Source organism: Streptomyces sp. NPDC046900 (genome assembly GCF_040644975.1).
Taxonomy (GTDB): domain Bacteria; phylum Actinomycetota; class Actinomycetes; order Streptomycetales; family Streptomycetaceae; genus Streptomyces.
In genome coordinates this window covers 250,715-276,456 of sequence record NZ_JBEYXD010000006.1, presented here as the reverse complement: position 1 = coordinate 276,456, position 25,742 = coordinate 250,715, and the positions used below count along the sequence as shown (strand labels likewise).

Here is a 25,742-nt window from a genome sequence, read left to right as displayed (position 1 = left end):
ACGAGCATGGCAACCGATGCTGCCGATGCCAACGCGACCCGCCATCTGGGCGATGTCGTCATTTTGTTCACTCTCCTTCTTCGCACGAGTACGGGGCCGCCGCCGCGGGGCCGGGTCAGGCCCGGCGGTGGCCTCAGTCCCGGCCACCGTTGCCCGTGGCCGGCCACACGCCCGTCTGCCGCTCGATCGCCTTCGCCCCCGCGCGGTCCGCCACGCTGCGGGCGACCGCGAAGAGGGCGCCCTGGATCGCCGCGGCGAGCAGCACCTCGCCCCAGCCGCGGTCCCTGTCCAGCGCGTCGGGGGCGTCGTCCTCGTGGCGTATCGCCTTCCAGGTCTTGCGGAAGGTGATCCCCGCCAGCGCGCCGCTCGCCCAGCCGAGGGCGAATCCGACGGGCCGGTAGACGAGCGGAAGCTTCCCTTTCCCCTTCTTGTCCTTCGAACCCTTGGCCACGTAGTTCTCCTCTGCTGTCGGTGATCCTCGGTCTGTGGTCCCTGCTGCAGCCGGTGCCCTCAGGGCCGTCCGGCGAGCGGAACCTCCTCGTCGGCACGTACTGGTCCCGGCGGGGTCCCGTCCCCGAACGGGCGGGCGCCGAGCTGCTCCCGGCCGTGCGGTGCGAGCCAGTCGGCGAGGTCGGGCCCGAGCGGCACGATGCCGGTCGGGTTGATGCCCGAGTGGACCAGGTAGTAGTGCCGCTTGATGTGGTCGAAGTCGACGGTGTCCCCGAATCCGGGCGTCTGATAGAGATCCCGTGTGTACGCCCACAGCACCGGGTCCTCCGTCAGTTTCCGGCGGTTGCACTTGAAGTGGCCGTGATAGACGGCGTCGAAACGTACGAGCGTGGTGAACAGCCTGATGTCCGCCTCGGTGATGGTGTCGCCGACCAGGTAGCGCCGGTCGGCCAGCCGCTCGGAGAGCCACTCGAGCCGGGCGAACACAGCGGTGTACGCCTCCTCGTACTCCTTCTGGTTCGTGGCGAAACCCGCGCGGTACACCCCGTTGTTGAGGTCTTCGTACACGCCCCGCATCACGTCGTCGATCTCGTCGCGCAGCGCCTCCGGGTAGAGGTCGGGCGCCCCGTCCCGGTGGAACCGTGTCCATTCGGTGGCCAGGTCGAGGGTGATCTGCTGGAAGTCATTGGTGACCAGCCGCTTGCTGGGCACGTCCACGATCGCGGGCACGCTGACACCGCCGGGGTAGCCGGATTCCCGGGCGTCGTAGGCCTCGCCGAGGAAACGGATGCCGAGGACCGGATCGCGGCCTCCGGGATCCGGCGTGAAGCGCCAACTGCGGTCGTCCTGGATCGGATCGGCGATGGCCAGGGAGAGCGCGTCCTCCAGGCCGAGCAGGCGCCGCGAGATCACCGCCCGGCTCGCCCAGGGGCAGGCCCGGCTGATCACCAGACGGTACCGCCCGGCCGCCACCGGCCAGCCGTCGCGCCCGTCCGCGGTGATGCGGTCGGCGAAGTGGCTCCTGGACCGCTTGAACGCCTTCGTCCCGTACGCGCGGTTGCCGACAACCATGTGACCCCTCCTCACGCGGGCTTGCACCCCCACGCAGGCCGAGTTCCCCGTTTTCCGTCCGCACACCGTGTGAGGCAGCCCGAAGAGGGCAGTCGGGCGACGTGAGCGGCACATCATCGAACGCGGAGCGAGACACGGCGACAGCGGGGCGCGAGCCTTCGGACGGCGGTTCACCGGAGCCCGGGCGGCCTGGGCACGGCGGGTCCTCGGACCGCAGGACGCGTATCACGGTGCTGGTCGCGCTCGCCGCGAATCTGCTGATCGCCGTGGCCAAGGCCGTCGGCGGCGTGCTCGCGGGCTCTCCCGCCCTGCTGTCGGAGGCGGCGCACTCCGTCGCGGACAGTCTGAACGAGATCTTCCTGCTGGCGGCGCTGCGTCGCAGCCGCCGCCCGGCCGACCGGCGCCATCCCTTCGGCTACGGGAAGGAGCGGTTCTTCTGGTCGCTCCTCGCGGCTGTCGGCATCTTCGTGATGGGCGGCTGCTTCTCCTTCTTCCAGGGATTCGAGGCACTGCAGGGCGGCGCCAAGGAGTCCCATGAGGGGTACGTGGCCGGACTCGTGGTGCTGGGCGTGGCGCTGGTGGTCGAAGGCGTGTCCCTGCTGCGCGCACTGCACCAGGTGCACCGGCAGAGCGGTACGGCCGGGCAGGGACTGCGGGACCCGGCGCTGCGCACGGTCGTCGCGGAGGACAGCACGGCGGTGCTCGGCGTGGCGCTCGCGATCGTCGGGATGGTCCTCCACATGGTCACCGGGAACGTGGTGTGGGAGGCGTCCGCCTCACTCGCGATCGGCGCACTTCTTGTGTACGTGGCCTTCCGCCTCGGCCGTGACGCCCGCGAGCAGTTGATCGGCCAGGCCGCGGACCCGGAGCTGAGCGACCGGATGTATGCGCTGCTGGAGGAGCAGCCGGAGATCGACAGTGTGGAGGAGCTGCTCACCATGCAGCTCGGCCTGGACTCGATTCTGCTGGCCGCCCGAGTCGATCTGGTCCCCGGACTGGACAGCGAGGAAGTCGAGGACGTCACGGTGCGCATCAAGTTCTCCATCATGCGCACCATCCCGGAAGCCGACCAGATCTTCCTCGACATCACGGACGCCCCGACCCGTGCGGCCCGGCGCAAGAAGAGTGGCGGCCCCGCCGCGACGGGGGAACGCGGCGGGGCCTGACGGGCGGCTGCCCGGCTGCACACGGATCATGCGCACGAGTTTCGGGGAATCCGGGAGCCGGGCCACGTGGAGCCGCTCGGGGAACGAGCCGGGCGGCGGGACGTGCGCGGCGGCTCCCGGGCGCGACCTGCGCGACGTGGCCCGCCCCCGTCTAGGCGCCGGTCGATTCCACGGGGCGCGGCCGGCGCGGAATGGCCAGTGCGCACAGGGCGCCCGCGAGGACCACGCACACGCCCACCCACACCGCGGGATGCAGGCCGTCCACGAACTCCCGCGGTGACGCGGTGCTTCCGTGGCCCACGAACACCGTGCTGAGCACCGCGATGCCGAGGGCGCCGCCCACCTCGCGGACCGTCGTGTTGGCACCGGACGCCTTGCCCGCGTGCTGACCGCTGACCGAGGCGAGGACGACCGAGGCGGTGGGCGCGAAGACCAGGCCCATGCCGACGCCCGCCACGATCATCGGGCCGACCATCGAGGAGTAGGCGGTGGTGGTGTCCGCGACCAGGTTGATCCAGCCGAGACCGACGCCCTGGAGGAACAGGCCGAGCGCCATCAGCCGGCCGCCGCCGACCTTGTCGGTCAGCAGACCGGCGACGGGTGCGACGAACATCGGCATGAGCGTCCAGGGGAGCGTGCGCACCCCGGCCTCCAGCGGTGTGCGCGGCGGCACGATCTGCAGGAACTGGGCGAGCAGGAACAGGGAGCCGAAGACGCCGAAGTACATGGCGGCGGAGACGACGTTGGTCAGGGTGAACGCCCGCACCCGGTAGAAGGACAGCGGCAGCATCGGCTGTGGAACCCGGGCCTCCCAGGCGACGAACAGGGCGAGCAGCACCGCGCCGGCGGCGAATGCGCCGAGCACCTGTGCCGAGGTCCAGCCGTCCGTCTCTCCGTGCACGATGCCCCACACCACCGCGCACAGCCCGGCGGCGGCCAGGAGCATGCCGACGAGGTCGAGGCGGATGCCCGGCAGAGAGCTCTCACGCAGGGCCAGCAGCGCGAGCGGTATCGCGACGGCACCGACCGGCACGTTGATCCAGAAGATCCACCGCCAGTCGAGGCCGTCGACCACGGCGCCGCCGACCACCGGCCCCATGGCGACGGCGAGCCCGCTGATCCCGGACCACAGGCCCAGGGCAAGACCGCGCAGCCGCTCGGGCACGGCATGGGAGAGCAGGGTCAGGGACAGCGGCATGACGGCCGCGGCACCGAAGCCCTGGATCACCCGGAAGGTGATCAACTGCCCGCTGCTGTCCGCCAGACCGCAGCCGGCGGAGGCGAGGGTGAACAGCACGATGCCGAAGGTGAAGACGCGGCGGCGGCCGAACCGGTCACCGAGCGCGGCGCCCGTCATGAGCAGACAGGCGAAGCTGAGCACGTACGCGTTGACGAACCACTGAAGCTGCTCGGTGGACGCCTTCAGGTCCACCGCCAGGGTGTGCAGTGCCGTCGAGACGACCAGATTGTCGAGCGCGACCATGAACATGGGCACGCTGCACGCGACGATGGCGAGCCACAGCGGCACCGCCCGGCCCGCGGGCGAGGGCGCGAGGGGACCGGCCGCCGGGCCGGTCGCGAGCGTGTTCGGTTCGGACAGAGTCATGTCAGGGATCTCCTCGAAGAGGTTCCGGTGCGATCGGGTCAGTCGGTCGTGTTCTCGGTCGCGGGCTGTGCGTCCGCCCGCTCCTGCTCGGCCAGCCGGCGTCGTGCCTCCGCCCAGTCGAGGGGCAGATCCGCGGCCGGGATCTGCCAGAAGGTGAAGACGGAGCGGCTCATGGTGGACCGCAGTCCGCTCATGACCGACCGGTGAGGTTCGGTCCTGGCGTACCTGTAGAGGGCCTCCTTGTCCTCCCAGGCCGACAGGGTCCAGAACGTGCGCTTGAGGTGCTGGGCGATCAGCGAGGCGCCGTACGCGCCGGGCGCGCCGCGGACCTGCTTCCACGTGGCGAGAGACGGCAGGAAGAACCGGAGTACGTCGGAAAACGAACGGACTTCGAGGCGGGAGGCCATCACCAGGGCCTCGACCTCCGGGGCGGGAGCGTTGACGGTGGTCCAGGGCAGTGTGGGCACGGCACGGCCTTCTTCCGGGCAGGGAGGGGTAACCGCGGTGCGCGCGGCGGGCAAAGAGGCGCAGCGCAGGCAGGGTCAGTTCGGAGGCACGCCTTTGGATACCTCCACTATCCATGTTAGACAGTGGAGGTATCCAATGACCAGAGCGGAGCCGTTCCGATGCGCATGTCCGACCTCAGCCGCAGCAGTGGCGTCTCCGTCACGACGATCAAGTACTACCTCCGCGAGGGCCTGCTGCTGCCGGGGCGCCAGCTCTCGGCGACCCAGGCCGAGTACGACGAGAACCACCTGCGCAGGCTGCGTCTGATCCGTGCGCTCACCGGCGTCCGAGGCCTGTCCGTGAGCGCCACCCGCCAGGTCCTGGGTGCCCTGGAGGAGCACTCCGGCGACATCCACCGCCTGCTGGGCCTGTCCCTCGGCTCGATCAGGCTGACCGGGGAGCAGGCCGACGACGGCCCCAGGGGCACCGCGGAGCAGGACGAGGTCGACGCGCTGATCGACGAACTGGGATGGAACGTGCACAAGGCGGCGCCGGCCAGGGCCGCCCTCGCCGAGACCCTGACCTCGTTGAGGAACCTCGGCGCCCCGCTGGACCGGCGCGCCCTGGTGCCGTACGCACGGCTGGCGGAGCGGACCGCCGTCCTCGACATCGATCAGCTCGACGGCATCGAGGACTCCTTGGAGGTCGTCGAGCGTGCGCTGCTGCTGACGGTTCTCCTGGAGCCCGCGCTGCTGGCGCTGCGGCGCCTGGCCCAGGAGAACGAGTCGGCGCGCCGCCACGCCGACGGCTGAACCCGTCGACTGCACCTGGAGCGGGTCGGGCCGGATGGCCCGGGACCCGCGGTCGGTACCGGAGCCGTTCTTCCGTGACGCCTCCCTCTCCCGGTGGCCCTTCCGTCGCGCGTGAGCCGGGGCGGCGCGGCGCCTGTCCCGGCCCGTACGCACGGCCCCGAACGGGCATCCCGGGGCGCCGCTGTCGCCGCGGCCGCCGGGTTGAGGCAACGCATCGCAGGGATCATTCTGGACGACATGGAGCAAGTCGCCGCTGCGGCGATCGTCGACGCCCGGGGCACGGTGACGGGATGGAGCGAGGGTGCCCGGCAGCTGACGGGATACACGGCCGAGGAGGTCGTGGGGCGCGCTGCGCAGGACCTGCTCGCCGAGGGTGTGCCGCCCTCGGCGCCGACCGTGGTGACCGGCACCGTCGTGGTGCGTCATCGTGACGGTCACCCTCTGCCGCTGTGCCTGACCGCCCAACCCGTGATCGGTCCCGACGGCTCCCCCCAGGGCTTCGTGGTCACCACCGCGCCCAGCACGGGGGACGCGGACCTGGTGGCCAGAGCCTTCCAGCAGGCGCCGATCGCGATGTCCGTGTTCGACAGGGAACAGCGTTACCTGCGGGCCAACGACATGGCCGGTGGGCTCCTGGGGTTCGACGCGGACAGCCTCACCGGGCGGTACTTCCCCTACAGCGCGGACGATTACGACGTGAACGAGCGACGCTTCGACCGCTGTCTGCGCCAGGTCGCCGAGACCGGGCGTCCCGTGCACTACGAGAGCCACAAGCGCTCCGCGTCCGAGGCTCGTGAGCACGCCTGGATGGTCTACGTGTGGCCGGTGCACACCGCTCCCGACCAGGTGGCCGCCGTCGCCATGGCCGCCGTGGACAGCAGCGAGCAGTACTCGGCACGCCGGCGCCTGGTCCTGCTGAACGAGGCCGCGACCGCCATCGGCACCACGCTCGACGTGCGGCGCACGGCCGAGGAACTGCTCGAGGTGGTGGTCCCCAGGTTCGCCGACTTCGCCAGCGTGGATCTGCTCGACTGGGTCCTCGACAAGGACGAACCGCCGAGGGACCACCGCGCTGAGATCGTGTTGCGCCGGATCGCCCACCGGTCGGTCACCGAAGGCATACCGGAGGCCGCCGTCGTGCTCGGCGGAACCGACAGCTACGGGCCCTGCTCCCCGCCCCTGCGGGCACTGCGGGAGTCCCGGGCCGTGCTGCGCAGGGCCGGTGAACCCGACTTCGACCACTGGGTGCAGGAGCGCAACTCCCGGCCCATGGGCGACCCCGCGTCCCGCAGGGGCGCCCACTCCCTGGTGACGGTGCCGCTGAGGGCCCGCGGCACCACGCTGGGCGTGGCGGTGTTCGTGCGCATCCACAACCCGGACCCGTACGCGGCCGACGACGCCGCCCTCGCCGAGGACCTGGCGAGCCGGGCGGCCGTGAGCGTCGACAACGCCCGTCGCTTCGCACGCGAGCGCGGGACCGCACTGGCCCTGCAGCACAGCCTGCTGCCGCGCGGGCTGTCCGAGCAGGCCGCACTCGACGTGGCACACCGCTACCTGCCGTCCGGCTCACAGGCCGGAATCGGGGGCGACTGGTTCGACGTGATCCCGCTGTCCGGCGGGAGGGTCGGTCTGGTCGTCGGCGACGTGGTCGGGCACGGCATCCGCTCCTCGGCCACGATGGGCCGGCTGCGCACCGCCGTGCGCACCCTGGCCGACGTCGACCTGCCGCCGGACGAGCTCCTCACCCATCTCGACGACCTGGTCGCGCACCTGGCGGCGGCGGAGGGCGGCGACGAGGTCGGTGAAATGGGCGCGACCTGCCTGTACGCGGTCTACGATCCCATCTCGCGCCGCCTGGCCCTGGCCGCCGCGGGCCACCCGCCGCCGGCCGTACGGGAGCCCGACGGCGGTGCCCGGCTGGTCACGATGTCCGCGGGACCGCCGCTGGGCGTCGGTGGCCTGCCCTTCGAGGAGACGCAGCTGGAGCTGCCGGAGGGCTCGCTGATCGCCCTGTACACGAACGGGTTGATCGAGGGCAGCGACCGCGACCTGGACGACGGCGCGGTCGAACTGTGCCGGGCACTGGAGACACCCAGCGACACCCTCGACGACCTGTGCGACAAGGTCGTGAAGTCGGTGCTGCCGGACGAGCCGGGCGACGACGTGGCCCTGCTCCTCGCCCGTACCCGCGCCCTCGGCGCGGACCAGGTGGCCACCTGGGACGTCCCGCCGGACCCGGCCGAGGTCGCCACCACCCGGCAGTACGCCATCGAACAGCTGGCCGAGTGGGGCCTGGCTGAGGTCACGTTCGTCACCGAGCTGGTCGTGAGCGAACTGGTGACCAACGCGATCCGCTACGGCGGGCCGCCCATCCAGCTGCGGCTGATCCGCGACGGCTCGCTGATCTGCGAGGTGTCCGACGGCAGTTCCACCTCACCGCATCTGCGTCGCGCGCACGCCTTCGACGAGGGCGGCCGCGGACTGCTGCTGGTGGCCCAGCTCACCCAGCGCTGGGGCAGCCGGCAGACCAGCGAGGGGAAGACGATCTGGGCCGAGCAGTCGCTGCCCGCCTGAGGCCGGGCCCGCGAACGCGGCGGCCGCACGGCGGCAGCCGTGCGGCCCCCGGATCCGGCGCGCTCAGTTCCCGGTCGGCTCCAGCACGAAGACGGGGATCTCACGGTCGGTCTTCTTCTGGTAGTCGGCATACGGCGGGAACGCCGCGACCGCCCGCTCCCACCACTGCGCCTTCTCCTCCCCCGTGACCTCACGGGCCGTCATCTCCTGACGCCGGGGCCCGTCCTGGAGCTCAACGGTGGGGTGCTGCGTGAGGTTGAAGTACCAGACGGGGTGCTTGGGCGCGCCCCCGAGCGAGGCCACGGCGGCGTACCGGCCGTCGTGCTCGACGCGCATCAGCGGAGTCTTGCGGATCTTCCCGCTCCTGGAGCCGAGGGTGGTGAGGATGATCACCGGAAGGCCCGTGTCGCGGAGCGTCGTCCCCTCCGTGCCACCGGAGCTCTCGTACAACTCGACCTGCTCGCGCACCCACTGCGTAGGGCTCGGTTCGTACTCGCCCTCAAGAGCCATGGTTTCCGTCCCATCGTCGCTACGACTGCTGTCACGTCCGTGGTCACCGTCGCCGCGGACCGGCCCCGGGACCCACGTTCCAAGATTCAACACCGGCCGCCCGGCATTTCATCCGTGGCACGGGTCCGCGACACGACCGCGCCGGTCGTCCGGAACGGTCTCCGGCCAGCAATCGTCGGCGCGGTGGGGCTGCTTTCCGTCAGTCCGGTCACACCAGCATCCGCACGGCCAGCGTCACCATCACCGCGCTGGAGACGAACGCCGTGACCAGCCGGCCGCGCCGACCGGTCAGCGCGCGGCCCAGCAGTGCGCCGCCTCCGGCCAGCGTCAGCTGCCAGCTCGCGGACGCGGCGAACGCGGCGAGCACGAACAGGCCCTGCTCCAGCGGCCGGACCGGGCCCCCGGCGCGGCTGCCGAGGACCAGCGCGGCGAAGTAGACGACGGTGGTCGGGTTGAGCAGGGTGATGCCGAGCAGCCCGAGATACGCCCGCCTCGGCGTGGGCGGCACCGCCCGGCCGGCGGTGGCGGTCCCCGCGGAGCGGTACTGATCCAGGGCGGCGACGGCACCGCGCACCGCGAGGGCGGCCAGGACCAGGGCCGACGCCCAGCGCAGCGGGACCATGACGGGCTGGATCAGGACGGCCAGTGCGGTTCCGCCGACGGCCGCCACCAGGGCGTAGAGGCCGTCCGCCGTGGCGACGCCGAGTGCGGCGCACGCGCCGGTGCGCAGGGATGTACGGGCCGTGAGGGAGACCAGATAGGCCGCGACGGCTCCGACGGGTACGGCGATGCCGTAGCCGGCGACGAGCCCCGCGACGAGCGCGCCGGTCACGACCGGCGAAGCCCGAGCCTCCCCGGACGGCAGGGCTGCTGTCGGCCCGGCACCGGACGGGCGGTGGCGGACATCAGCGGCAGCAGGGCTTCGAGCGTAGGCATGCGCAGATCCTGCGGGAAGGCGGATGCCCGGGCAAACGAATTACGATGGCTGGTGCCGGCACGCGCGACGCGTCCGGGCTGTCGCCGCAGGCGGGACGCCGCGCGGTCGACGACATCCTTCGGCCATATACGGCATCCGGCGCATCTGGCCGAACTTCAGGTGGCCGTGTAGATGCCTCGGGCATCTAATGAAGATCGGCAACAGCGAATCTTCGCGTGCGAGGTCATTCATGACGAAACCCGCTACAACCGTGCCGGAACCCGTCGCGTTCCCCCAGGACCGTACCTGCCCCTACCACCCGCCGACCGCCTACGACCGGTTGCGCGAGAAGCGCCCGCTGACCCGGGTCACGCTCTACGACGGCCGTGACGTCTGGGTGGTCACCGGGCACTCCACCGCCCGTGACCTGCTGGCCGACCCGCGCCTGTCCTCCGACCGGACCCGCACCGCCTTTCCGGTGACCAACGCGCGGTTCGCCGCGGCCCGGGACCGCCGGGTGGCGCTGCTCGGCAAGGACGACCCCGAACACCGTGTCCAGCGCCGCATGCTGGTCTCCAGCTTCACCCTGAAACGGGCCACCGCCTTGCGCCCGCGCATCGAGGAGACGGGCGGCCGGCTGCTGTCGGCCATGGAGGCCGCGGGCCCGCCGGCCGAACTGGTCAGAGCCTTCGCGCTGCCCCTGCCCTCCATGGTGATCTGCTCGTTGCTCGGTGTCCCCTACGCCGACCACGACTTCTTCGAGGAGCAGTCCCGCCGGCTGCTGCGCGGACCGTCCGCTGAGGACACCCAGGACGCCCGCGACCGGCTGGACGCCTATCTCGGGGAGCTGATCGACCACAAGCGCGAGGAGCCGGGGGACGGGCTGCTCGACGAGCTGATCCAGGAGCAGCTGCGCGAGGGCGCGCTGGACCGGGCCGATCTGGTCTCCCTGGCCACGATCCTGCTGGTCGCGGGGCATGAGACGACGGCCAACATGATCTCCCTCGGTACGTTCACCCTGCTGCGTCACCCGGAACAGCTGTCGCAGCTGCGCGCCGACCCGGAACTGATCTCCGCCGCCGTGGAGGAACTGCTGCGCTTCCTGTCCATCGCGGACGGGCTGCTGCGGGTGGCCACCGAGGACATCGAGATCGCCGGGACGACCATCAGGGCCGAGGAGGGCGTCCTGTTCTCCACATCCGTCATCAACCGGGACTCCACCGCCTTCCCCGAACCCGACACCCTGGACTGGCACCGCCCGGCCCGTCACCACGTCGCCTTCGGGTTCGGCATCCACCAGTGCCTCGGCCAGAACCTGGCCCGGGCCGAGCTGGAGATCGCCCTCAGCGCCCTCTTCGAGCGGCTGCCAGGTCTGCGGCTCGCCGCGCCGCCGGAGGAGATCCCGTTCAAACCGGGCGACACGATCCAGGGGATGCTGGAACTCCCGGTGACCTGGTAGGAGGCTGCGACCATGACCGGCGACATCTCCATCTCCATCGACAGGGACGTCTGCATCGGGGCGGGCCAGTGCGCCCTCACCGCGCCCGGCGTCTTCACCCAGGACGACGACGGCTACAGCGAACTGCTGCCCGGCAAGGCGGACGGCGGCGGCGACCCGCTGGTGCGGGAGGCCGCACGCGCCTGTCCGGTGGGTGCCATCACCGTCTCCGAGGAAGGCGGTTGAGCACGTCCACGGCACGATGACACGGCGGCGGCACGCGTATCGAGGCCGGCGAGGCGCCCCTCGTGGCCGTCGCGCGCGAGCAGACACCTTCTCGCGCCGGCCCCGGTAGAGCCGTCGGCCGCGTGTCCGCCGCCCCGCCTCTACCGGTAGGCCTCCAGCAGGAGCCGGGCCGCGTGGGCCGCCTCTTCGGCGGGTTCCGCGGAGGCCTCTATGCCCGCGGTGACCATGGCGCCCTCGGCCAGCAGATACAGCTGCCCGGCAAGGGACGCGGGCAGTCCCGCGTCAGTGACGAGACCGGTCAGATAGGCCTTGAAAGCGTGCTTGTGGGCGCGCACCTGGGCCAGCACCCGCGGTGACGTGGCGCCCAGCTCGCCGTAGGAGTTTATCCAGGCGCAGCCGCGGAATCCGGGCTCGCGGAACCACTCGCCCAGCCGGCCGAAGACCGCCCCTATCCGCTCCACGGGGTCCGTGTACCGGTCCACGTACTCGGCCATCCGCTGCCGCCAGCGCACGTCACGGTGCTCCAGACAGGCTTCGACGAGCTGTTCCTTGGCGGGGAAGAGCTGATACAGCCGCTTGAGCGAGACGCCCGACGTGTTGCGGATGTCGTCCATCCCGACGGTCTGTACGCCACGGCCGTAGAACAGCTTCTCCGCGGCTTGCAGCGCCTGCTCGCGGGCGAGTTCGCTGTCCATGTACGGGGCCCTCCTGAGTGTTCCGGGCGGGAGAACCGGCGTTCTCGACGTTAGCAGCCGTGCGACGCGGCCCGTCGCCCCGGCCCTAGAGTGCACGCGTGACCGAAGACGCCTCGAAACCCTTCCTGTACGTCGTCGTCTGCGCGGCGGGTATCGCCCAGGACGTGGGTGAACTGATCATCGCCGCCCAGGAGCGGGGCTGGGAGATCGGTGTCATCGCCACACCACTCGCGCTCCGCTTCTTCGACACGGCCACGGTGGAGGCGCGGACGGGCCGCCGGATCCGGTCCGCCTGGCGGTCCCCGGGCGACCCGCGGCCGTTCCCGGACCCGGACGCGGTCGTCGTGGCACCGGCCACCTTCAACACCGTCAACAAGTGGGCCGCCGGCATATCGGACACCCTCGCGCTCGGCACGCTGTGCGAGGCCTACGGGCTCGGCGTGCCGATCGCCGTGCTGCCCTGTGTCAGTGAGGCGCTGGCGGCCCATCCTGCATACCGCGCCAGCCTCGAACGACTGAACGGCATGGGCATCCGGTTCGGGGACCCGTACGCCGGAGGGACGGACGCGGACGGCGGGCGTCCGCGGTTCCGCTGGGAGCGGGCCCTGGACCTCCTTTCCTCGGCGGCGTGACCGCCGTAAGTGCTCGTCAGGCAGAACCACCTGCCCCGATTATCCGGTCCACCGTGATCTGACGCTTTAGTGTCGTTTCATGACAGGAGACCGCACGGCGCTGGCCGCTCACGACCTCGGGGGCGAAGGGCCCCCTCTGGTGCTCCTTCACGGCATCGGACGCACGCTCGCCGACTGGGCCGCCGTCGCGCCCCTGCTTCTGGCGCGCCATCGTGTGCTGGTCGTGGATCTGCCCGGCCACGGCCGCTCGCCGCGCGGATCGTGGCAGGTGCCCGCGGTGCTCGACGATCTCGAGCGGGTGCTGGCGGCGTACCGGGTCCCGGAGGCGCTGCCCGTCGGGCACTCGCTCGGTGGCATGCTCGCCGTGCTGTACGCCCTCGAGCATCCGGACGTCACCCCCGGTGCCGTGAATCTCGACGGGTTCGGCTGGGGGCGCCCGGACCAGTACGTGGGCCTCGAGCGGGACTACGTCGTCCGGCATCTGGCGAAGGTGCGGGAGTCGAGTGCCGAGGGCCAGGGCAGGGAACTGTCCACGGACGGACTCAAGGACCTCCTTGCCGAGCAGCGCGCCCTGTCCGACCGACTGGGCCTCCCGTACGACCTCCTCGAGGCCGGCGTCCTGCGCTCCGTGAGCGAACGGGAGGACGGGGTCCTGGAGGTGAAGCCGGGGCGGGAGGAGGCGCTGCAGATGATCGCGGCCATGGAGTCCCTCGATCTCTTCGCCCTCTTCAAAAGAATGACCACGCCGCTGCTGCTGGGCCGCGCCGAGCGGACGGTGCCCTCCGTCCCCGACCTGGACTGGTTCGAGCCGATGATGGCCGCCTATGCCAAGGGGCTGGCCCGCGACCTCGCCGCACTGGCCGAGGAGTGCCCTCATGTGACGGTTGTCGGAATCGACGCCACGCACGCCATGTTGCTGGAGAACCCCAGGGCGGTCGCGGACGCCGTCCTCGGCTTCGCCGCCTGAGGAGAGTGCGCGCCGGCGGCCGGCCGCCGGCGCCGGGCGGCTTTGCGGGCCGGAGGTGAATTCCCGGCGGAAGCGGGCCGGACGGCCCAGGAATTCCCGGAGCCGGACGCGGATTACTGACTTTTTGTAAACTCGCCTCTGCCCGAAAGGAATTGGGAAAGTGAGGGAGTCTCTTGTTCGGGATCGTCGAACTGTGCAAAGGTGTCGTCGTCGTCGGCGAGCGGGCCTTTATTTCAGCCGCTGCGCATACCGGTGAAATCGTTCGCCGTCCACTTCAAGTGAGCTGAATCGGGCGGCCGTTCGAAATACCGCTTACCCCGAGGACACTCCCTGAAAGTCGTCGTGCGGGCGGCGCCCCATTGGTATGTACTAAAACGTGTGTGTGGGTTTGGAGGACGGTGGCTGTGAACGATGGGGTCCAGCGGAATTCCCCCGACCCTGTTCCGTCCTACGGTGTGACGGATGAACAGCTCGCCGCCGAACTGATGAAGGCCGCCGGGAAGAGGCCCGTGCACCATCCGGTCGGCGAACTGCTCGACCGGCACTGGGAGGCCGCCTACTCCTACGCCCGGTTGTGCGCGGACGGTGCGCACCCCGCCGGAATGCTCACCACGGCGGCGTTCACCCGGCTGTTCGAGGAATCCGCCCGGCAGGGCGGACCGACGGCCGCATGGCGTCCCCCCTTGCTCGTCACCATCAGGCGGCTGGCGGGGGAATGGGACACCGACCACCGGCGTGCGCTTCTGCGTCCCGCGCTGCGGTCCGGGGCCGGCAGCGCCGCGCGCGCCGCGGCGCGGCTGCTGCCGCCCGAGAACCGGCGGCTGATCTCGCGGGCGTTCCAGCGGCTTCCCGAGCCGGCCCGCTGTCTGCTCTGGCACGCCGAGGTCGAGCGCGAGGAAATCGCCGTGCCCGCCGCCCTGTTGGGGATGGATCCGGCCGAGGCGGCGACCAGGCTGGTGCAGGCGCGCGAACGGCTGCGTGAGGTCTGTCTGGACGTCCATCGTGAATCCGCGCCCGACGAGGAGTGCCGCCGGTACGCCCGTCTGCTGGACGTCTCCCTGCGCCGCGACGACGGCGCACTCGATCCGGATCTGTGCTTCCACATGGACGGCTGCGCGCACTGCCGCAACGCCGCCGAGCAACTGGACGGCTTCGGCGGCCGGCTTCCGCTCCTGCTCGCCGAGGGTGTACTCGGCTGGGGAGCGCAGGCGTACCTCGACACCAAGCGCGTGCGGGGCCAGTCGGCCGAGCCGCCGACGGCGCCTGCCCCCCGGCCCGTCGGCGGGGAGCCGCTGATCGACCCGGCGGGCGTGAACAGTCGGTTCGCGGCCGACCGGCCCGCGCCGGAACCGAACGACGATTCAGAGGACCCCGCGCCGCCGGACGCACCCGACGGGAGACTTCGCCGGGGCACCCGCGCCTCGTCGGCCGTCGGCGTCCCTCGGACGGCCGCCGCGCACAAGGCCGCCGCCCGTCCCTCGCCGCCGCGCCGCCGGCTCGCCCTGGCCGTGGCCGCGGTCGGCGCACTCGTCCTCATACCCCTTGCCGTGTGGTCCGGCGTCCGGTCCGGCGATCCGGGTAAGACAGCCGCGGGCGCGACCTCCGGCAGGTCCGGCCCCGGTACGGCGAGGGGGTCCGGGGCGCCCTCATGGATCGGCGCCGCCGCCAGCGTGCCCACGGGGGCCTTCGAGGGCCGACTGCGCAACCAGGACAGCGGTCTGTGCATCGGCCTCGACCAGCAGGCGGCCGTCGCCCGTACGGAGGCCGTACTGGTCTCCTGCTCCGCGTCCGTGACCCAGCAGTGGGCGTACGAGACCGGCGGACTGCTGCGCAGTGTGGCCGCACCCGGTCTGTGCCTCGACTCCCACCTCGGCTACTCGGTCCAACTCGCCGCCTGCGCACGCGAGTCGCAGCCCGCGGCGAAGAACGTCCGCTACGACTTCACCCGCCAGGGCGCCATCGTGCCGCGCTGGAACCAGGACCTCGTCCTCACTCCCGCCTCGTCCGCGCCCGGCGCGGGCCTCGTGCTCAAGCCGCGTACGGAGGACGACACCCAGCGCTGGCTCACGGGCACCTCGAACTCGCTGCAGATGCAGTCGGTCGACCGGGGCACGGCCGCGCCGACGACGGCCACGGCCACGCGCGGCGCCGAACCCTCCCGCACGCCGACCCGGGCGACCGGCGCTGCCCCGAAGCCGACGTCCAGCCCGGCACCCACCCGGCCGACAGACCTGTCCACGTCCCAGGGGTGGGGTGACTGCTCCTCCCCGTCCTGCGCCCCGGACGGCTGGGGCGGAAGCGGAGGCTGGGGCTGGGGTGGCGGTCATGGCGGCGGCCGGCACTGATCCAGGCCGACCGCGCGTCACTCCTCCAGCAGGCTCAGCTCCGCCCAGATGGTCTTGCCCTCGCTGGTGTGGCGGCTGCCCCAGCGTTGGGTGAGCTGGGCCACCAGGAGAAGACCGCGGCCGCCCTCGTCGTAGGAGCGCGCCCGGCGCAGATGCGGGGCGGTGTGACTGCTGTCGGAGACCTCGCAGATCAGTATGACCTCGTCATGGATCAGCCGGAGCCGGATCGGCGGGTCGGCGTACCGAATGGCGTTGGTGACCAGTTCGCTGACCACCAGCTCGGCCGTGAACACGGCGCTGTCCAGGTGCCAGGCCCCCAGCTGGGCGACGACCTGCTTGCGGATCGCCGCGACCAGCGCCGGATTGGCGGGGATGCTCCAGGTGGCGACCCGGGAGGGGGGCAGCCCGTTGGTGCGGGCGAGCAGCAGCGCCACATCGTCGGCCGTTCCGCCCAGAGGAAGCAGCTCCCGCAGTATCCGGTCGCACGCCGTGTCCAGCGAATCTCCGGGCGGTGCGGACCCCGGGGGCCCGGCGAGGGCCGAGCACAGCAGCTGGTGGCCGGCGTCCACGTCACGTTCGCGGCTCTCGATCAGCCCGTCGGTGTACAGGCCCAGCACCGTGCCCACCGGCAGGTCGATCTCGGCCGCTTCGAAGGGCAGCCCACCGAGCCCCAGTGGCGGCCCGCCCGGCAGCTTGATCTCCCGGGGAAGCTCGCCCGGCTGCATCATCACCGGGGCCGGATGGCCCGCCCGTGCGAGGGTGCACCGGCGCGAGACCGGGTCGTACACCGCGTACAGGCAGGTGGCCCCCACCTCGCCGGTGATGTCCTCGTGCCCCGCCTCCTGGGAGAGACGGACGACGAGGTCGTCGAGGTGGGTGAGCAACTCGTCCGGTGCCAGATCGATGTCGGCCAGCGTGCGCACGGCGGTGCGCAGGCGGCCCATCGTCGCGGAGGCCTGGATGCCGTGGCCGACCACGTCGCCGACGACCATGGCGACCCGCATCCCGGACAGCGGGATCACATCGAACCAGTCGCCGCCCACACCGGCGCGGGCCGCGGGCAGATACCGGGAGGCGGCCTCCACCGCTTGCGTCCGCGCCAGACTGCGCGGCAGCAGGCTGCGCTGCAGGGCCAGGGCCGTCCTGCGCTCACGGGAGTAGCGGCGGGCATTGTCGATGCAGACGGCGGCCCGGGCCGTGATCTCCTCGGCCAGCAGCACATCGTCGGGAGTGAAGGGGTCCGGCCGCCGGTAGCGGGTCAGCACCGCCACGCCCAGCGTTCCGCCGCGGGCCGTGATCGGTACCGACATCGTCGAGTGCACCCCGAGATCGGTCACCCACCTGCGACGGGAAGCGTCCCGGTCGAGCCATTTGGTGAGCGTGGTGGCGGCGTCGGCTGCGACGATCGTCCGGCGGGCGACAAGGGAGTCGGCCTGGGGAGCACCGTCGGGGTAGAGGCCGGTCTGCCCCAGCTGGATCAGCACCTCCGGGGCCTCGGGGTCCATCGACCGGTGGGCGACCCGGCGAAGGGCGATCGGCGCGGTGAGCGAGGTCGGATAGGGGTCGCCCCCGTCGGACGGCGGATCCAGCAGGTCGACGGTGACGAAGTCGGCGAGGGCGGGCACGCACACGTCCGCCAGTTCCTGCGCCGTGCGCGTCACGTCGAGGGTGGTGCCGATGCTGACACTCGCCTCGTTGACCAGCTGCAACCGCTCGCGCGCCCGAAACTGCTCGGTGAAGTCGTGCAGGGTGACACACACCCCCCGCAGTCGATCGTCACTGTCCGTGAGTGGGGCGAGCCGGGCCAGCCAGGTATGCGAGGGGTCCGCTCCGCCGGCGCGCAGGCGGGTCGGGGCCTCCCGCATCTGCTGGCTCTCCAGGACCTCCCGGGCCTCGCGCTCCAGTTCCTCGGTCTCGGGCTTCCCGCCGATCTCCGAGAGCCGCAGGCCCCGCATGTGCTCGAGCGGCAGCCCGATCACCCTGGCCATGGCCTCGTTGACCCCGCACAGCCGCAGATTCTCGTCGAAGACGGCGAGGGCGCAGGGGGAGCAGTGCAGGGCCGTCTTCATCAGTGCGTCGTACTCGCGTCGCGGCCCGGATCCCAGCGGGCTGACCACCAGCCAGTCGCCGCCACTGTCATGCGGCCGGTGGTGGGCGAGCAGCCAGATCAGCAGGGTGTGGCCGTCGTGATGGCGCAGCTGAACCGTCCCGCTCCAGCGGGTGCCGTCAGGTTCGGGCGCCGGCAGCGAGCTGTCCGGGGCGAGCAGGTCGGTGACGGGGCGTCCCTCGGCCTCTCCCGGCGCGTAGCCGAGCAATCGGCGGGCGTTCTCGTTCCATCGGACCAGAACGCCGTTCTCGTCGACGACTGCCCGGGCCGAGGCGGCCTCGCCGGAGGGATGAACCGGGCTCATCGACGCCACTCCCTTGCGCGCACCCGCAGTGACCAAGCGCATCACTCGTGTTCCAGCCTAGTGCGTGGCCGGATTTCGTTCCCGGTCGGCGCGGAGGGGCGATCCGTCCCGTGTCACAGGGGCGGGCGCCGTTCCGTCGGAGCCGATTCCAGGTGCCCGGCCCCGTGACGCCCGCGCCAGAAGTGCGGCGACGAACCCTTGACGCATACACATGTCTCCCCGTCAGAATCCGTTTGTTCGTGACGAGTTGTGAGTACTTCTGGGCCCTGATGAGGGAGAGCCACGATGACGGTCACTCGCAGAACGATCTTGATCGCCGGTACGGCAGCCCCGGCGGCCGGCGCCCTGCTCGGCGCCGGTGCCGGCGCAGCCGAGGCCGCAGCGGCGACGCACACGCCGGGCAGACGAACCGTCGCCCTGCGCGACGGCTGGCGATTCGCGCTGGTCAACCCGGGCGGCATCACCGATCCGACCGGCGCGTACGCCGACGCCGCCGCACCCGGCCACGACGACTCCGGGTGGCGCGAGGTCGCCGTGCCGCACGACTGGAGCATCGAGCAGACCCCCACCACGGAGCACGGCACCACCAGCGGCACCGGCTTCTTCCCCGGCGGCCTCGGCTGGTACCGCCTCGCCTTCACGCTGCCGCCCGCGCTCGCCGGCAAGCGCATCTCGGTGGAGTTCGACGGGGTCTACATGGACTCGTACGTCTACTGCAACGGCACGGAGTCGGGACGGCACCCCTACGGCTACACGGGCTTCGCCGTCGACCTCACCGATCTGCTGCACACCGACGGCAGGACCGAGAACGTCCTCGCGGTCAAGGTCCAGAACCAACTCCCCAGCAGCCGCTGGTACTCGGGCAGCGGTATCTACCGCGAGGCCCGCCTCGTGATCACCGAGCCCGTGCACGTCGCCCGCTGGGGCACGTATGTCACGACGCCGGACATCACCGAGTCGCGCGCCGTCGTCCGCGCGCGGACCTCCGTCGTCAACGAGTCGGGCGCCGCGGTGGACGTCGAGGTCCGATCGAGCGTCAGGGACCCCGACGGCCGTACGGTCGCCCATGCGTCCTCCACGATCACCGTCGGCGACGTGCAGGACGAAACCCACGAACTGGCGGTTCCGAAGCCCCGGTTGTGGGATTTCGCGACTCCGCACCGCTACACCCTGGAGACCGAGCTGCGCGTGGGTGGCGTGAGCACCGACACCTTCCGCACCACCTTCGGTGTCAGGTCCTACCGCTTCGACCCGGACGAGGGCTTCCACCTCAACGGCACCCACACCAAGATCAAGGGTGTCGACCTCCACCACGACCAGGGCGCCCTCGGCGCGGCGATCAGCATCGACGCCGTACGCCGGCAGATGACCATCATGAAGTCGATGGGTGTCAACGCCTTCCGCACCTCCCACAACCCGCCCTCAGCGCAGATGATCCAGGTCTGCGAGGAACTGGGCATCGTGATGATGGTGGAGGCGTTCGACTGCTGGCACACCGGCAAGACCACCTACGACTACCACCGGTTCTTCGACGACTGGTGCGAGAAGGACGCCAGCGAGATGGTGCTCGCGGCCCGCAACTCCCCGGCCGTCGTGCTGTGGTCCATCGGCAACGAGATCCCCGACTCCACCTCCACCGCCGGGCTCGCCATGGCCGACCGGATCATCGCCGCCATCAAGGCCGCGGACGACACGCGACCCCTCGTCATCGGCTCCGACAAATACCGCCGCGTGCCGGCCAAGGGCTCGGCGGCCGACCTCATGCTCGCCAAACTCGACGGGCTCGGCCTCAACTACAACACCGCCCAGTCGGTCGACGCCCTGCACGCCGCCTATCCGCACCTCTTCCTCTTCGAGTCCGAGTCGTCGTCCGAGACCTCGACCCGCGGCACCTACCAGGAACCCGAGCACCTCAACACCGGTGAGAACTACACGCCAGGACGCCGTGGGACCTCCTCCTACGACAACAACCTCGCCAGCTGGACGATGAGCGGTGAGTACGGGCACAAGAAGGACCGGGACCGCGCGTGGTTCGCCGGTCAGTTCCTGTGGTCGGGCATCGACTACATCGGGGAGCCCACGCCGTACAACGTGTTCCCGGTGAAGGCCTCCTTCTTCGGCGCGGTCGACACCGCCGGATTCCCCAAGGACATGTACCACCTCTTCCGCAGCCAGTGGACGACCGAGCCGATGGTCCATCTGGTGCCGATGAGCTGGAACCACGAGGCGGGCGACACGGTCGAGGTGTGGGCGTACGCGAACGTCGACACCGTGGAGCTGTTCCTCAACGGAAAGTCCCTCGGCATACGGAAGTTCGACACGAAGACGACCACGGACGGACGGACCTACCTCGAGACCACCGAGGCGACCGGTGACGACAAGACGTTCACCGGCGGCCCCTATCCGGGCAGCTACACCAGCCCCAACGGCGGTGCCGGCAAGCTGCATCTCACCTGGAAGGTGCCGTACGAGCCGGGCGAGCTGAAGGCCGTGGCACGACGGGACGGCAAGGTCGTCGCGGGCGATGTGCTGCGGACGGCGAACGACGCGCACGCCCTTCGGCTCACGACCGACCGCTCGTCCCTCGCCGCCGACGGCCGCTCGCTCGTCTTCGTGACCGCCGAAGTCGTCGACGCACATGGCGTCGTGGTGCCCGACGCCGAGCACCTGATCACGTTCGACGTGGCGGGCGGCTCACTCGCGGGGCTCGACAACGGCCGGGAGGAGAGCGCGGAACGCTATCAGGCCAGCACGCGGACCGCCTTCCACGGCAAGGCACTCGCCATCGTGCGGTCCGGCACCAGGGCGGGGAGCCTCAAGGTGACGGCGCGCGCCGACGGTCTCCGCACGGCCACCGCGACCGTACGCACCACCGGCGCGCCGTCGCGGGCGACCACCCCGGCGCCCGTCTTCAAGCCCGACCACCCGGCGGCCCCCGCTTACCCCGTGGCGGACGCCGGCTACTCCGGCCGCCCCGACACCCTCCCCGCCGCCATGCTCGACGGCGACCCGGCCACCGGCTGGTCCAACGCCTTCGTCAAGTCGGCCACCGCACTGCTGCCCGCCTTCAGCGGTGCCCGGGCGAGTGACTGGGTCTCGGTCGACTGGGGGCGGGCACGGTCCTTCGACCGCGTCGAGGTGTCCTTCACCGTCGACGCGACCCACACCGCGCCCGCCTCGGTCGAGGTCTCGGTCTGGGACGGCCGGCGGTACCGGCCCGTGACCGGAGCCGCCGTGGACCGGGCCACGGCCTCCGACGCGCCCACCGTGATCACCTTCGACGCGGTCCGCGGCTCACGTCTCCGCCTCCTCTTCACCAGCGCCCACCCGGGTGCCGCCGACGGCGCTGTGCGCGTCAGCAGACTGGAGGTCCCGGCCGGCTGACGGCAGCTCCCGCTGGTGGGCGGTCAGGGTGTACCGCCGGGCCGGGGAGAGCGGCTGCCGCACCTCGACGTACTCGCCGTGCGGCAGCCGCTTGACGATCCCCGTCTCGCGGCCGTGCTCCACCAGCTCACGGTCCTTCTCCTGCAGTCCCAGACAGATGCGCCGGGTCACGACGAAGGCCGCGACCGGGACCACCGGCACGGCGATCCTGAAGGTCCATGTCAGCACGTTGACCGACAGATGCAGATGCGTGGCCAGGATGTCGTTGCCGCCGCCCGCGAGCAGGAGCAGATACAGACTCAGCCATGCCGTGCCGAGGGCCGTGCGGACCGGGCGGTTGCGCGGGCGGTCCAGCAGATGGTGCTCGCGACGGTCCTTGGTGACCCACGCCTCGATGAACGGGTAGACGCCGATCAGGACCAGGAGAAGCGGGAAGACGACCACCGGGATCAGTACGCCCAGGACCAGCGTGTGACCCCACAGATCGATCTCCCAGCCCGGCATGATGCGGACCAGTCCCTCCGCGAATCCCAGATACCAGTCGGGCTGGGCACCCGTCGACACCTGGTCGGCGCGGAAGGGGCCGTACACCCAGATGGGATTGACCGTCGCCATTGCGGCCACGAGCGTGATCACCCCGAAGACCAGGAAGAAGAAACCGCCCGCCTTCGCCAGATACACCGGGAAGAACGGAGCGCCCACGACATTGCGTTCCGTCTTTCCCGGGCCCGCGAACTGTGTGTGCTTGTGGTAGACGACCAGCAGCACATGAGTGACGACGAGCGCCGCCATGATCCCGGGGACCAGCAGCACATGGAAGGAGTAGAAACGGGGCACGAGGTCGTGGCCCGGGAACTCCCCGCCGAAGAGGAACATCGACAGATACGTGCCCACGATCGGCACGGACAGCAGCGCGCCGTTGACGAACCGCAGCCCGGTTCCCGACAGCAGGTCGTCCGGCAGCGAGTAGCCGAACAGCCCCTCGAAGATGCCGAGGACGAGCAGAAGCCAGCCGAACAGCCAGTTCAGCTCACGCGGTTTGCGGAACGAGCCGGTGAAGAAGTGCCGCATCATGTGCGTCAGCATCGCGGCGACGAAGATCAGGGCGGCCCAGTGGTGGATCTGCCGGACCAGCAGACCGCCGCGCACATCGAAGCTGAGGTGCAGCGTCGAGGCGTACGCGTCGGACATGCGGATGCCGTTCAGCGGGACGTAACTCCCGTGGTATGCCACCTCGTTCATCGACGGGTGGAAGAAGAGCGTCAGATAGATACCGGTCAGCACCAGTACGACGAAGCTGTACAGACACACCTCGCCGAGCAGGAACGACCAGTGGTCGGGGAAGACCTTGCGGAGGTACTGCCGGCCCAGGGAGTGGATGCCGAGCCGTCCGTCGAACCAGTCGGCGACCCGCTGCCCGGAGGAGGCCTTCTCGGGCGGTCGGCCGGTCGTCGTCATGCCGACACCTCCCGTCCCGCCCCGTGGTCCCGCGGTGTGTGCGCGAGCGTGTCGGGGTCGCGCACGAGGAAGACGCGCGACGCAGGGGTGCGGTGCGCCAACTGCCGTACGTCCGTGGGGCAGAGGTCCGGGGCGCCCTCGGCGCCGAACATGTCGTAGGCGATCGCGTCGAGCAGTGCGCGGTGATCGACGGAAACCCGGGTCGCGGTGCCGGTGCTGTCGCTGACCGGGAGTCCGTTCTGGTCCCCGATCGCGTTGTCGGTCCTTTCGGGCATGACTGTGCCTCCCTGAGGTGGGCTCACCATTGCGAGCCCGGGAGAGGGTCCGAATGTGACAGGGGACGGTGAAATGTGACGTACATCTCATCGTTCACGACGTCACCGAAGGCCGCCGTACGGCGCCCTGGTGGACCTCACCCGGGAGCCGATGCTCGGCAAGGCCGACGTCTACGGCTCCGTCGACCGGCTAGGCCCTGGCAGATATGGCGCGCCCCCAGCACCGCGGCGGGTGCCGGCTCGCCCTCGGGTCGCCGACCGGGGCCGGAAATGTGTGTGCTCTTCGCAACGGGTCGCTTGGAATTTCGAAAGTCGGTACGAGTGGCGGCAGTTGATGCCGGGCATCGTCCGTTTCACCTTGGTACCGATGTTGTTCATGTGGCTTGTTGGCCGTCAACGACGTGTGCCAAGGTGACCTTCCTACGCATGGGTAATGGACGGGTCCCCGTCGCTGCTCGATATTCCGGGTCGCCGGACTAGCTCAAAAGGCTCATCCTCCGACGGCCGGCGTGCAGCCCGGCCGCGGCCTTTTCCCACGCACCCGCCCAGAAGGTCCGCACCAATCCGGCTCCTTTCGGCGACCAGAACTCCGTGTGCAACCTTGCGCCTTGGAAGGAAACCGCTCAGTGCACACCCCCCGCCCCCCGCGTCCGCCCTACCCTCCCCGTCCCGGCATGGCTCCAGGGGAGTCCGACGAGAGCCTCGCCGTGCGACTCAGAGGCCGTCCGGTCGGCGAAGTCACCCAGCCCGTCGCGCTGCTGATGGCACGGCACTGGCGGGCCGCGCACGACTACGCGGCCATCTGCCTCTCCTCCACGGCGGACGTCGCCTCGATCGTCACGGCCACCGCCTTCCACCGGATACTGGGACAGCTCCAGCGCTCCGGCTCCGCGGCGGCGCTGCGGCCCCAGATACTCGTGGCGGTGCGGGACACGGTGCGGGAGTGGGCGGCCGAGGACCGGATATCCGGTGCCCTGCCGGAACTCGGGAAACCCGCGGGGGCTCGCGGTATGCGTACCGCGAAGTCCATGACACGCGAAAACCGCGGTCTCACCGAACGTTCTTTCCACACTCTGCCCGGACTCGCTCGATGTCTGCTGTGGCACACCGAGGTGGAGGCCGAGCACATATCCGTTCCGGCCGTTCTGCTGGGCATGGACTCCGACAGTGCGGCGGCCGCGCTGGAACAGGCGCGCGAACAATTCCGGGCAGCCTGTGTGCGCTCCCACCGGGAACTCGCGCCGACCGACGAATGCCGCTTCCACAACCGGCTCCTGGACGTCCCCATTCGCCGTGGTGGCGCCTTGCTCCCGGACGTGCGGCAGCACCTTCTGGAGTGCCGCTACTGCCGTTCCGCCGCCGAGCAACTGAGCCACTTCGAAGGTGGGTTGGGCGGGCTGCTGGCCGAAGCGGTGCTGGGCTGGGGCGCGCGGCGCTATCTCGACTCCCGGCCGGGCCGCGCCTCGTACACCCCCCGCTCGGGCGGCGGGCCGGGGACGGGCCACAGACGCCCGAGCGGCGGCGGGCGCCACCGCATGCTGCCCGGGATCCCCTCCCCGGGGCGCCGTATCGCGACCTGGGAGCCGGGGCCCAGGGCGCTGCTGACCGGCGTCGGCATCGCCGCGACGGCCGTGCTCGCCACGCTTCTCGTCACCGGTATGTGGCAGGGCGACGACGGCGCCGACCCGGTGGTCTCCACCAGCGCGAGCGGCGGCCGTACGACGCTCTCACCCGGCTCCGGCACCCTCGGGCCACCCGCGCTGTCCGCACCGCCCGGCACGGCCGGGGTGACCACCGCCCCTCAGCAGACCAGGCTGCGCAATGTCGCCGCCGGCCTCTGCCTCGACATCCACGGCGCGGTGAAGGCCGGCGCGGGCACGCGGCTGGCTCCCTGCTCGACGGCATGGACCCAGCAGTGGTCGTACGAGAGCGACGGACTGCTGCGCAGCGTCGCCGACCCTGGGCTCTGTCTCGATTCCCACGCCACCGACGGAGGTGTCACGCTCGCCGCGTGCGAAGGGGGCCGGACGCGCTCCGGCGACGTCCGCTACGACCTCACCGTGCAGGGCGAGTTGCTGCCGCGCTGGAGCGAGGCTCTCGCTGTCGCCCCCGCGCACGGCGACCCGGGCGCCGACATCGTGGTGAAGACACGTGACGGCTCCGATCTCCAGCGCTGGACGACCGACGGGCAATCAGCCGAGCCGAAGTCCCTGTCGATCGCCGGGACGGGCCGGCCACTGACCACGCGGGCACCGCGGTCGCCCCGCCCGGCGGACCTGAACCTGTGAGGAGCCGCCGGACGGGGACGAGACCGGGAGGCCGAGGAGGAGGTGCGCTGC

At 71.0% G+C, this 25,742-nt stretch carries 20 protein-coding genes; 10 read left to right on the top strand and 10 right to left on the bottom strand.

Annotated features, from left to right (window positions below; translation table 11 throughout):
* Positions 1-133: 133 nt before the first annotated feature.
* Positions 134-451: a DUF4235 domain-containing protein gene (locus ABZ904_RS09575; RefSeq protein WP_359400937.1), complete on the bottom strand. Its 318-nt coding sequence runs from the start codon at positions 449-451 to the stop codon at positions 134-136.
* A 59-nt stretch (positions 452-510) separates the two neighbouring features.
* Positions 511-1,521: a glutathione S-transferase C-terminal domain-containing protein gene (locus tag ABZ904_RS09570; RefSeq protein WP_360999292.1), complete on the bottom strand. Its 1,011-nt coding sequence runs from the start codon at positions 1,519-1,521 to the stop codon at positions 511-513.
* 224 nt (positions 1,522-1,745) lie between these two features.
* Here ABZ904_RS09570 and ABZ904_RS09565 point away from each other — a divergent pair, with 224 nt between their 5' ends.
* The gene (locus tag ABZ904_RS09565; protein WP_361822256.1) at positions 1,746-2,687 is read left to right on the top strand and encodes a cation diffusion facilitator family transporter; all 942 of its coding nucleotides are present in this window, start codon (positions 1,746-1,748) and stop codon (positions 2,685-2,687) included.
* 151 nt (positions 2,688-2,838) lie between these two features.
* On the opposite strand, the gene ABZ904_RS09560 is transcribed toward ABZ904_RS09565, so the two are convergent.
* Both ABZ904_RS09560 and ABZ904_RS09555 read right to left on the bottom strand, forming a co-directional pair.
* Complete coding sequence (locus ABZ904_RS09560) at positions 2,839-4,293, bottom strand: MFS transporter (protein WP_359400931.1); 1,455 nt, start codon at positions 4,291-4,293, stop codon at positions 2,839-2,841.
* Between the two features lie 38 nt (positions 4,294-4,331).
* Positions 4,332-4,760, bottom strand: a complete 429-nt coding sequence (locus ABZ904_RS09555; protein ID WP_361822238.1) for a DUF3291 domain-containing protein — start codon at positions 4,758-4,760, stop codon at positions 4,332-4,334.
* Positions 4,761-4,919: 159 nt separating this feature from the next.
* Between ABZ904_RS09555 and ABZ904_RS09550 the strand changes: the two genes are divergently transcribed.
* Both ABZ904_RS09550 and ABZ904_RS09545 read left to right on the top strand, forming a co-directional pair.
* Positions 4,920-5,552, top strand: a complete 633-nt coding sequence (locus ABZ904_RS09550) for a MerR family transcriptional regulator (protein ID WP_361822235.1) — start codon at positions 4,920-4,922, stop codon at positions 5,550-5,552.
* Between the two features lie 237 nt (positions 5,553-5,789).
* The gene (locus ABZ904_RS09545; protein WP_361822232.1) at positions 5,790-8,126 is read left to right on the top strand and encodes a SpoIIE family protein phosphatase; all 2,337 of its coding nucleotides are present in this window, start codon (positions 5,790-5,792) and stop codon (positions 8,124-8,126) included.
* Positions 8,127-8,189: 63 nt separating this feature from the next.
* Here ABZ904_RS09545 and ABZ904_RS09540 read toward each other — a convergent pair whose 3' ends face one another.
* On the bottom strand, positions 8,190-8,636 hold the full coding sequence (locus ABZ904_RS09540; RefSeq protein WP_359400920.1) for a nitroreductase family deazaflavin-dependent oxidoreductase: 447 nt from the start codon (positions 8,634-8,636) through the stop codon (positions 8,190-8,192).
* A 208-nt stretch (positions 8,637-8,844) separates the two neighbouring features.
* Entirely contained in the window at positions 8,845-9,468 is a 624-nt protein-coding gene (locus ABZ904_RS09535; RefSeq protein ID WP_359400918.1) for a LysE family transporter, read from the bottom strand.
* A gap of 334 nt (positions 9,469-9,802) precedes the next feature.
* Between ABZ904_RS09535 and ABZ904_RS09530 the strand changes: the two genes are divergently transcribed.
* Together ABZ904_RS09530 and ABZ904_RS09525 are read left to right on the top strand one after the other, a co-directional pair.
* Entirely contained in the window at positions 9,803-11,011 is a 1,209-nt protein-coding gene (locus ABZ904_RS09530) for a cytochrome P450 (RefSeq protein WP_361822228.1), read from the top strand.
* Positions 11,012-11,035: 24 nt separating this feature from the next.
* Positions 11,036-11,236, top strand: coding sequence for a ferredoxin (locus ABZ904_RS09525; RefSeq protein ID WP_359400943.1), 201 nt, complete (start codon positions 11,036-11,038; stop codon positions 11,234-11,236).
* Between the two features lie 140 nt (positions 11,237-11,376).
* Here the strand turns inward: ABZ904_RS09525 and ABZ904_RS09520 are convergent, their stop codons facing one another.
* Entirely contained in the window at positions 11,377-11,931 is a 555-nt protein-coding gene (locus ABZ904_RS09520; RefSeq protein WP_359400913.1) for a helix-turn-helix domain-containing protein, read from the bottom strand.
* Between the two features lie 98 nt (positions 11,932-12,029).
* Between ABZ904_RS09520 and ABZ904_RS09515 the strand changes: the two genes are divergently transcribed.
* The 3 genes from ABZ904_RS09515 to ABZ904_RS09505 all read left to right on the top strand — a co-directional run bounded on the left by ABZ904_RS09515 (position 12,030) and on the right by ABZ904_RS09505 (position 15,875).
* Entirely contained in the window at positions 12,030-12,563 is a 534-nt protein-coding gene (locus tag ABZ904_RS09515; protein ID WP_359400910.1) for a flavoprotein, read from the top strand.
* Between the two features lie 79 nt (positions 12,564-12,642).
* Positions 12,643-13,530 (top strand): alpha/beta hydrolase, encoded by an 888-nt coding sequence (locus tag ABZ904_RS09510; RefSeq protein WP_359400907.1) that lies wholly within the window; start codon positions 12,643-12,645, stop codon positions 13,528-13,530.
* A gap of 455 nt (positions 13,531-13,985) precedes the next feature.
* A complete protein-coding gene (locus ABZ904_RS09505; RefSeq protein WP_361822223.1) occupies positions 13,986-15,875 on the top strand; it encodes a ricin-type beta-trefoil lectin domain protein in 1,890 nt (629 codons plus the stop codon).
* A gap of 17 nt (positions 15,876-15,892) precedes the next feature.
* Here ABZ904_RS09505 and ABZ904_RS09500 read toward each other — a convergent pair whose 3' ends face one another.
* Complete coding sequence (locus tag ABZ904_RS09500) at positions 15,893-18,286, bottom strand: SpoIIE family protein phosphatase (protein WP_361822220.1); 2,394 nt, start codon at positions 18,284-18,286, stop codon at positions 15,893-15,895.
* Between the two features lie 285 nt (positions 18,287-18,571).
* Between ABZ904_RS09500 and ABZ904_RS09495 the strand changes: the two genes are divergently transcribed.
* Positions 18,572-21,670: a glycoside hydrolase family 2 TIM barrel-domain containing protein gene (locus tag ABZ904_RS09495; RefSeq protein ID WP_361822217.1), complete on the top strand. Its 3,099-nt coding sequence runs from the start codon at positions 18,572-18,574 to the stop codon at positions 21,668-21,670.
* Here the strand turns inward: ABZ904_RS09495 and ABZ904_RS09490 are convergent.
* Together ABZ904_RS09490 and ABZ904_RS09485 are read right to left on the bottom strand one after the other, a co-directional pair.
* Entirely contained in the window at positions 21,581-23,128 is a 1,548-nt protein-coding gene (locus ABZ904_RS09490; protein WP_359400898.1) for a cytochrome bc complex cytochrome b subunit, read from the bottom strand. The genes ABZ904_RS09495 and ABZ904_RS09490 overlap by 90 nt on opposite strands.
* Positions 23,125-23,403: a hypothetical protein gene (locus ABZ904_RS09485; protein ID WP_360999310.1), complete on the bottom strand. Its 279-nt coding sequence runs from the start codon at positions 23,401-23,403 to the stop codon at positions 23,125-23,127. The genes ABZ904_RS09490 and ABZ904_RS09485 overlap by 4 nt, the downstream gene beginning before the upstream one ends.
* 626 nt (positions 23,404-24,029) lie before the next feature.
* Here ABZ904_RS09485 and ABZ904_RS09480 point away from each other — a divergent pair.
* The gene (locus ABZ904_RS09480) at positions 24,030-25,691 is read left to right on the top strand and encodes an RICIN domain-containing protein (RefSeq protein WP_359400892.1); all 1,662 of its coding nucleotides are present in this window, start codon (positions 24,030-24,032) and stop codon (positions 25,689-25,691) included.
* Positions 25,692-25,742: the final 51 nt, after the last annotated feature.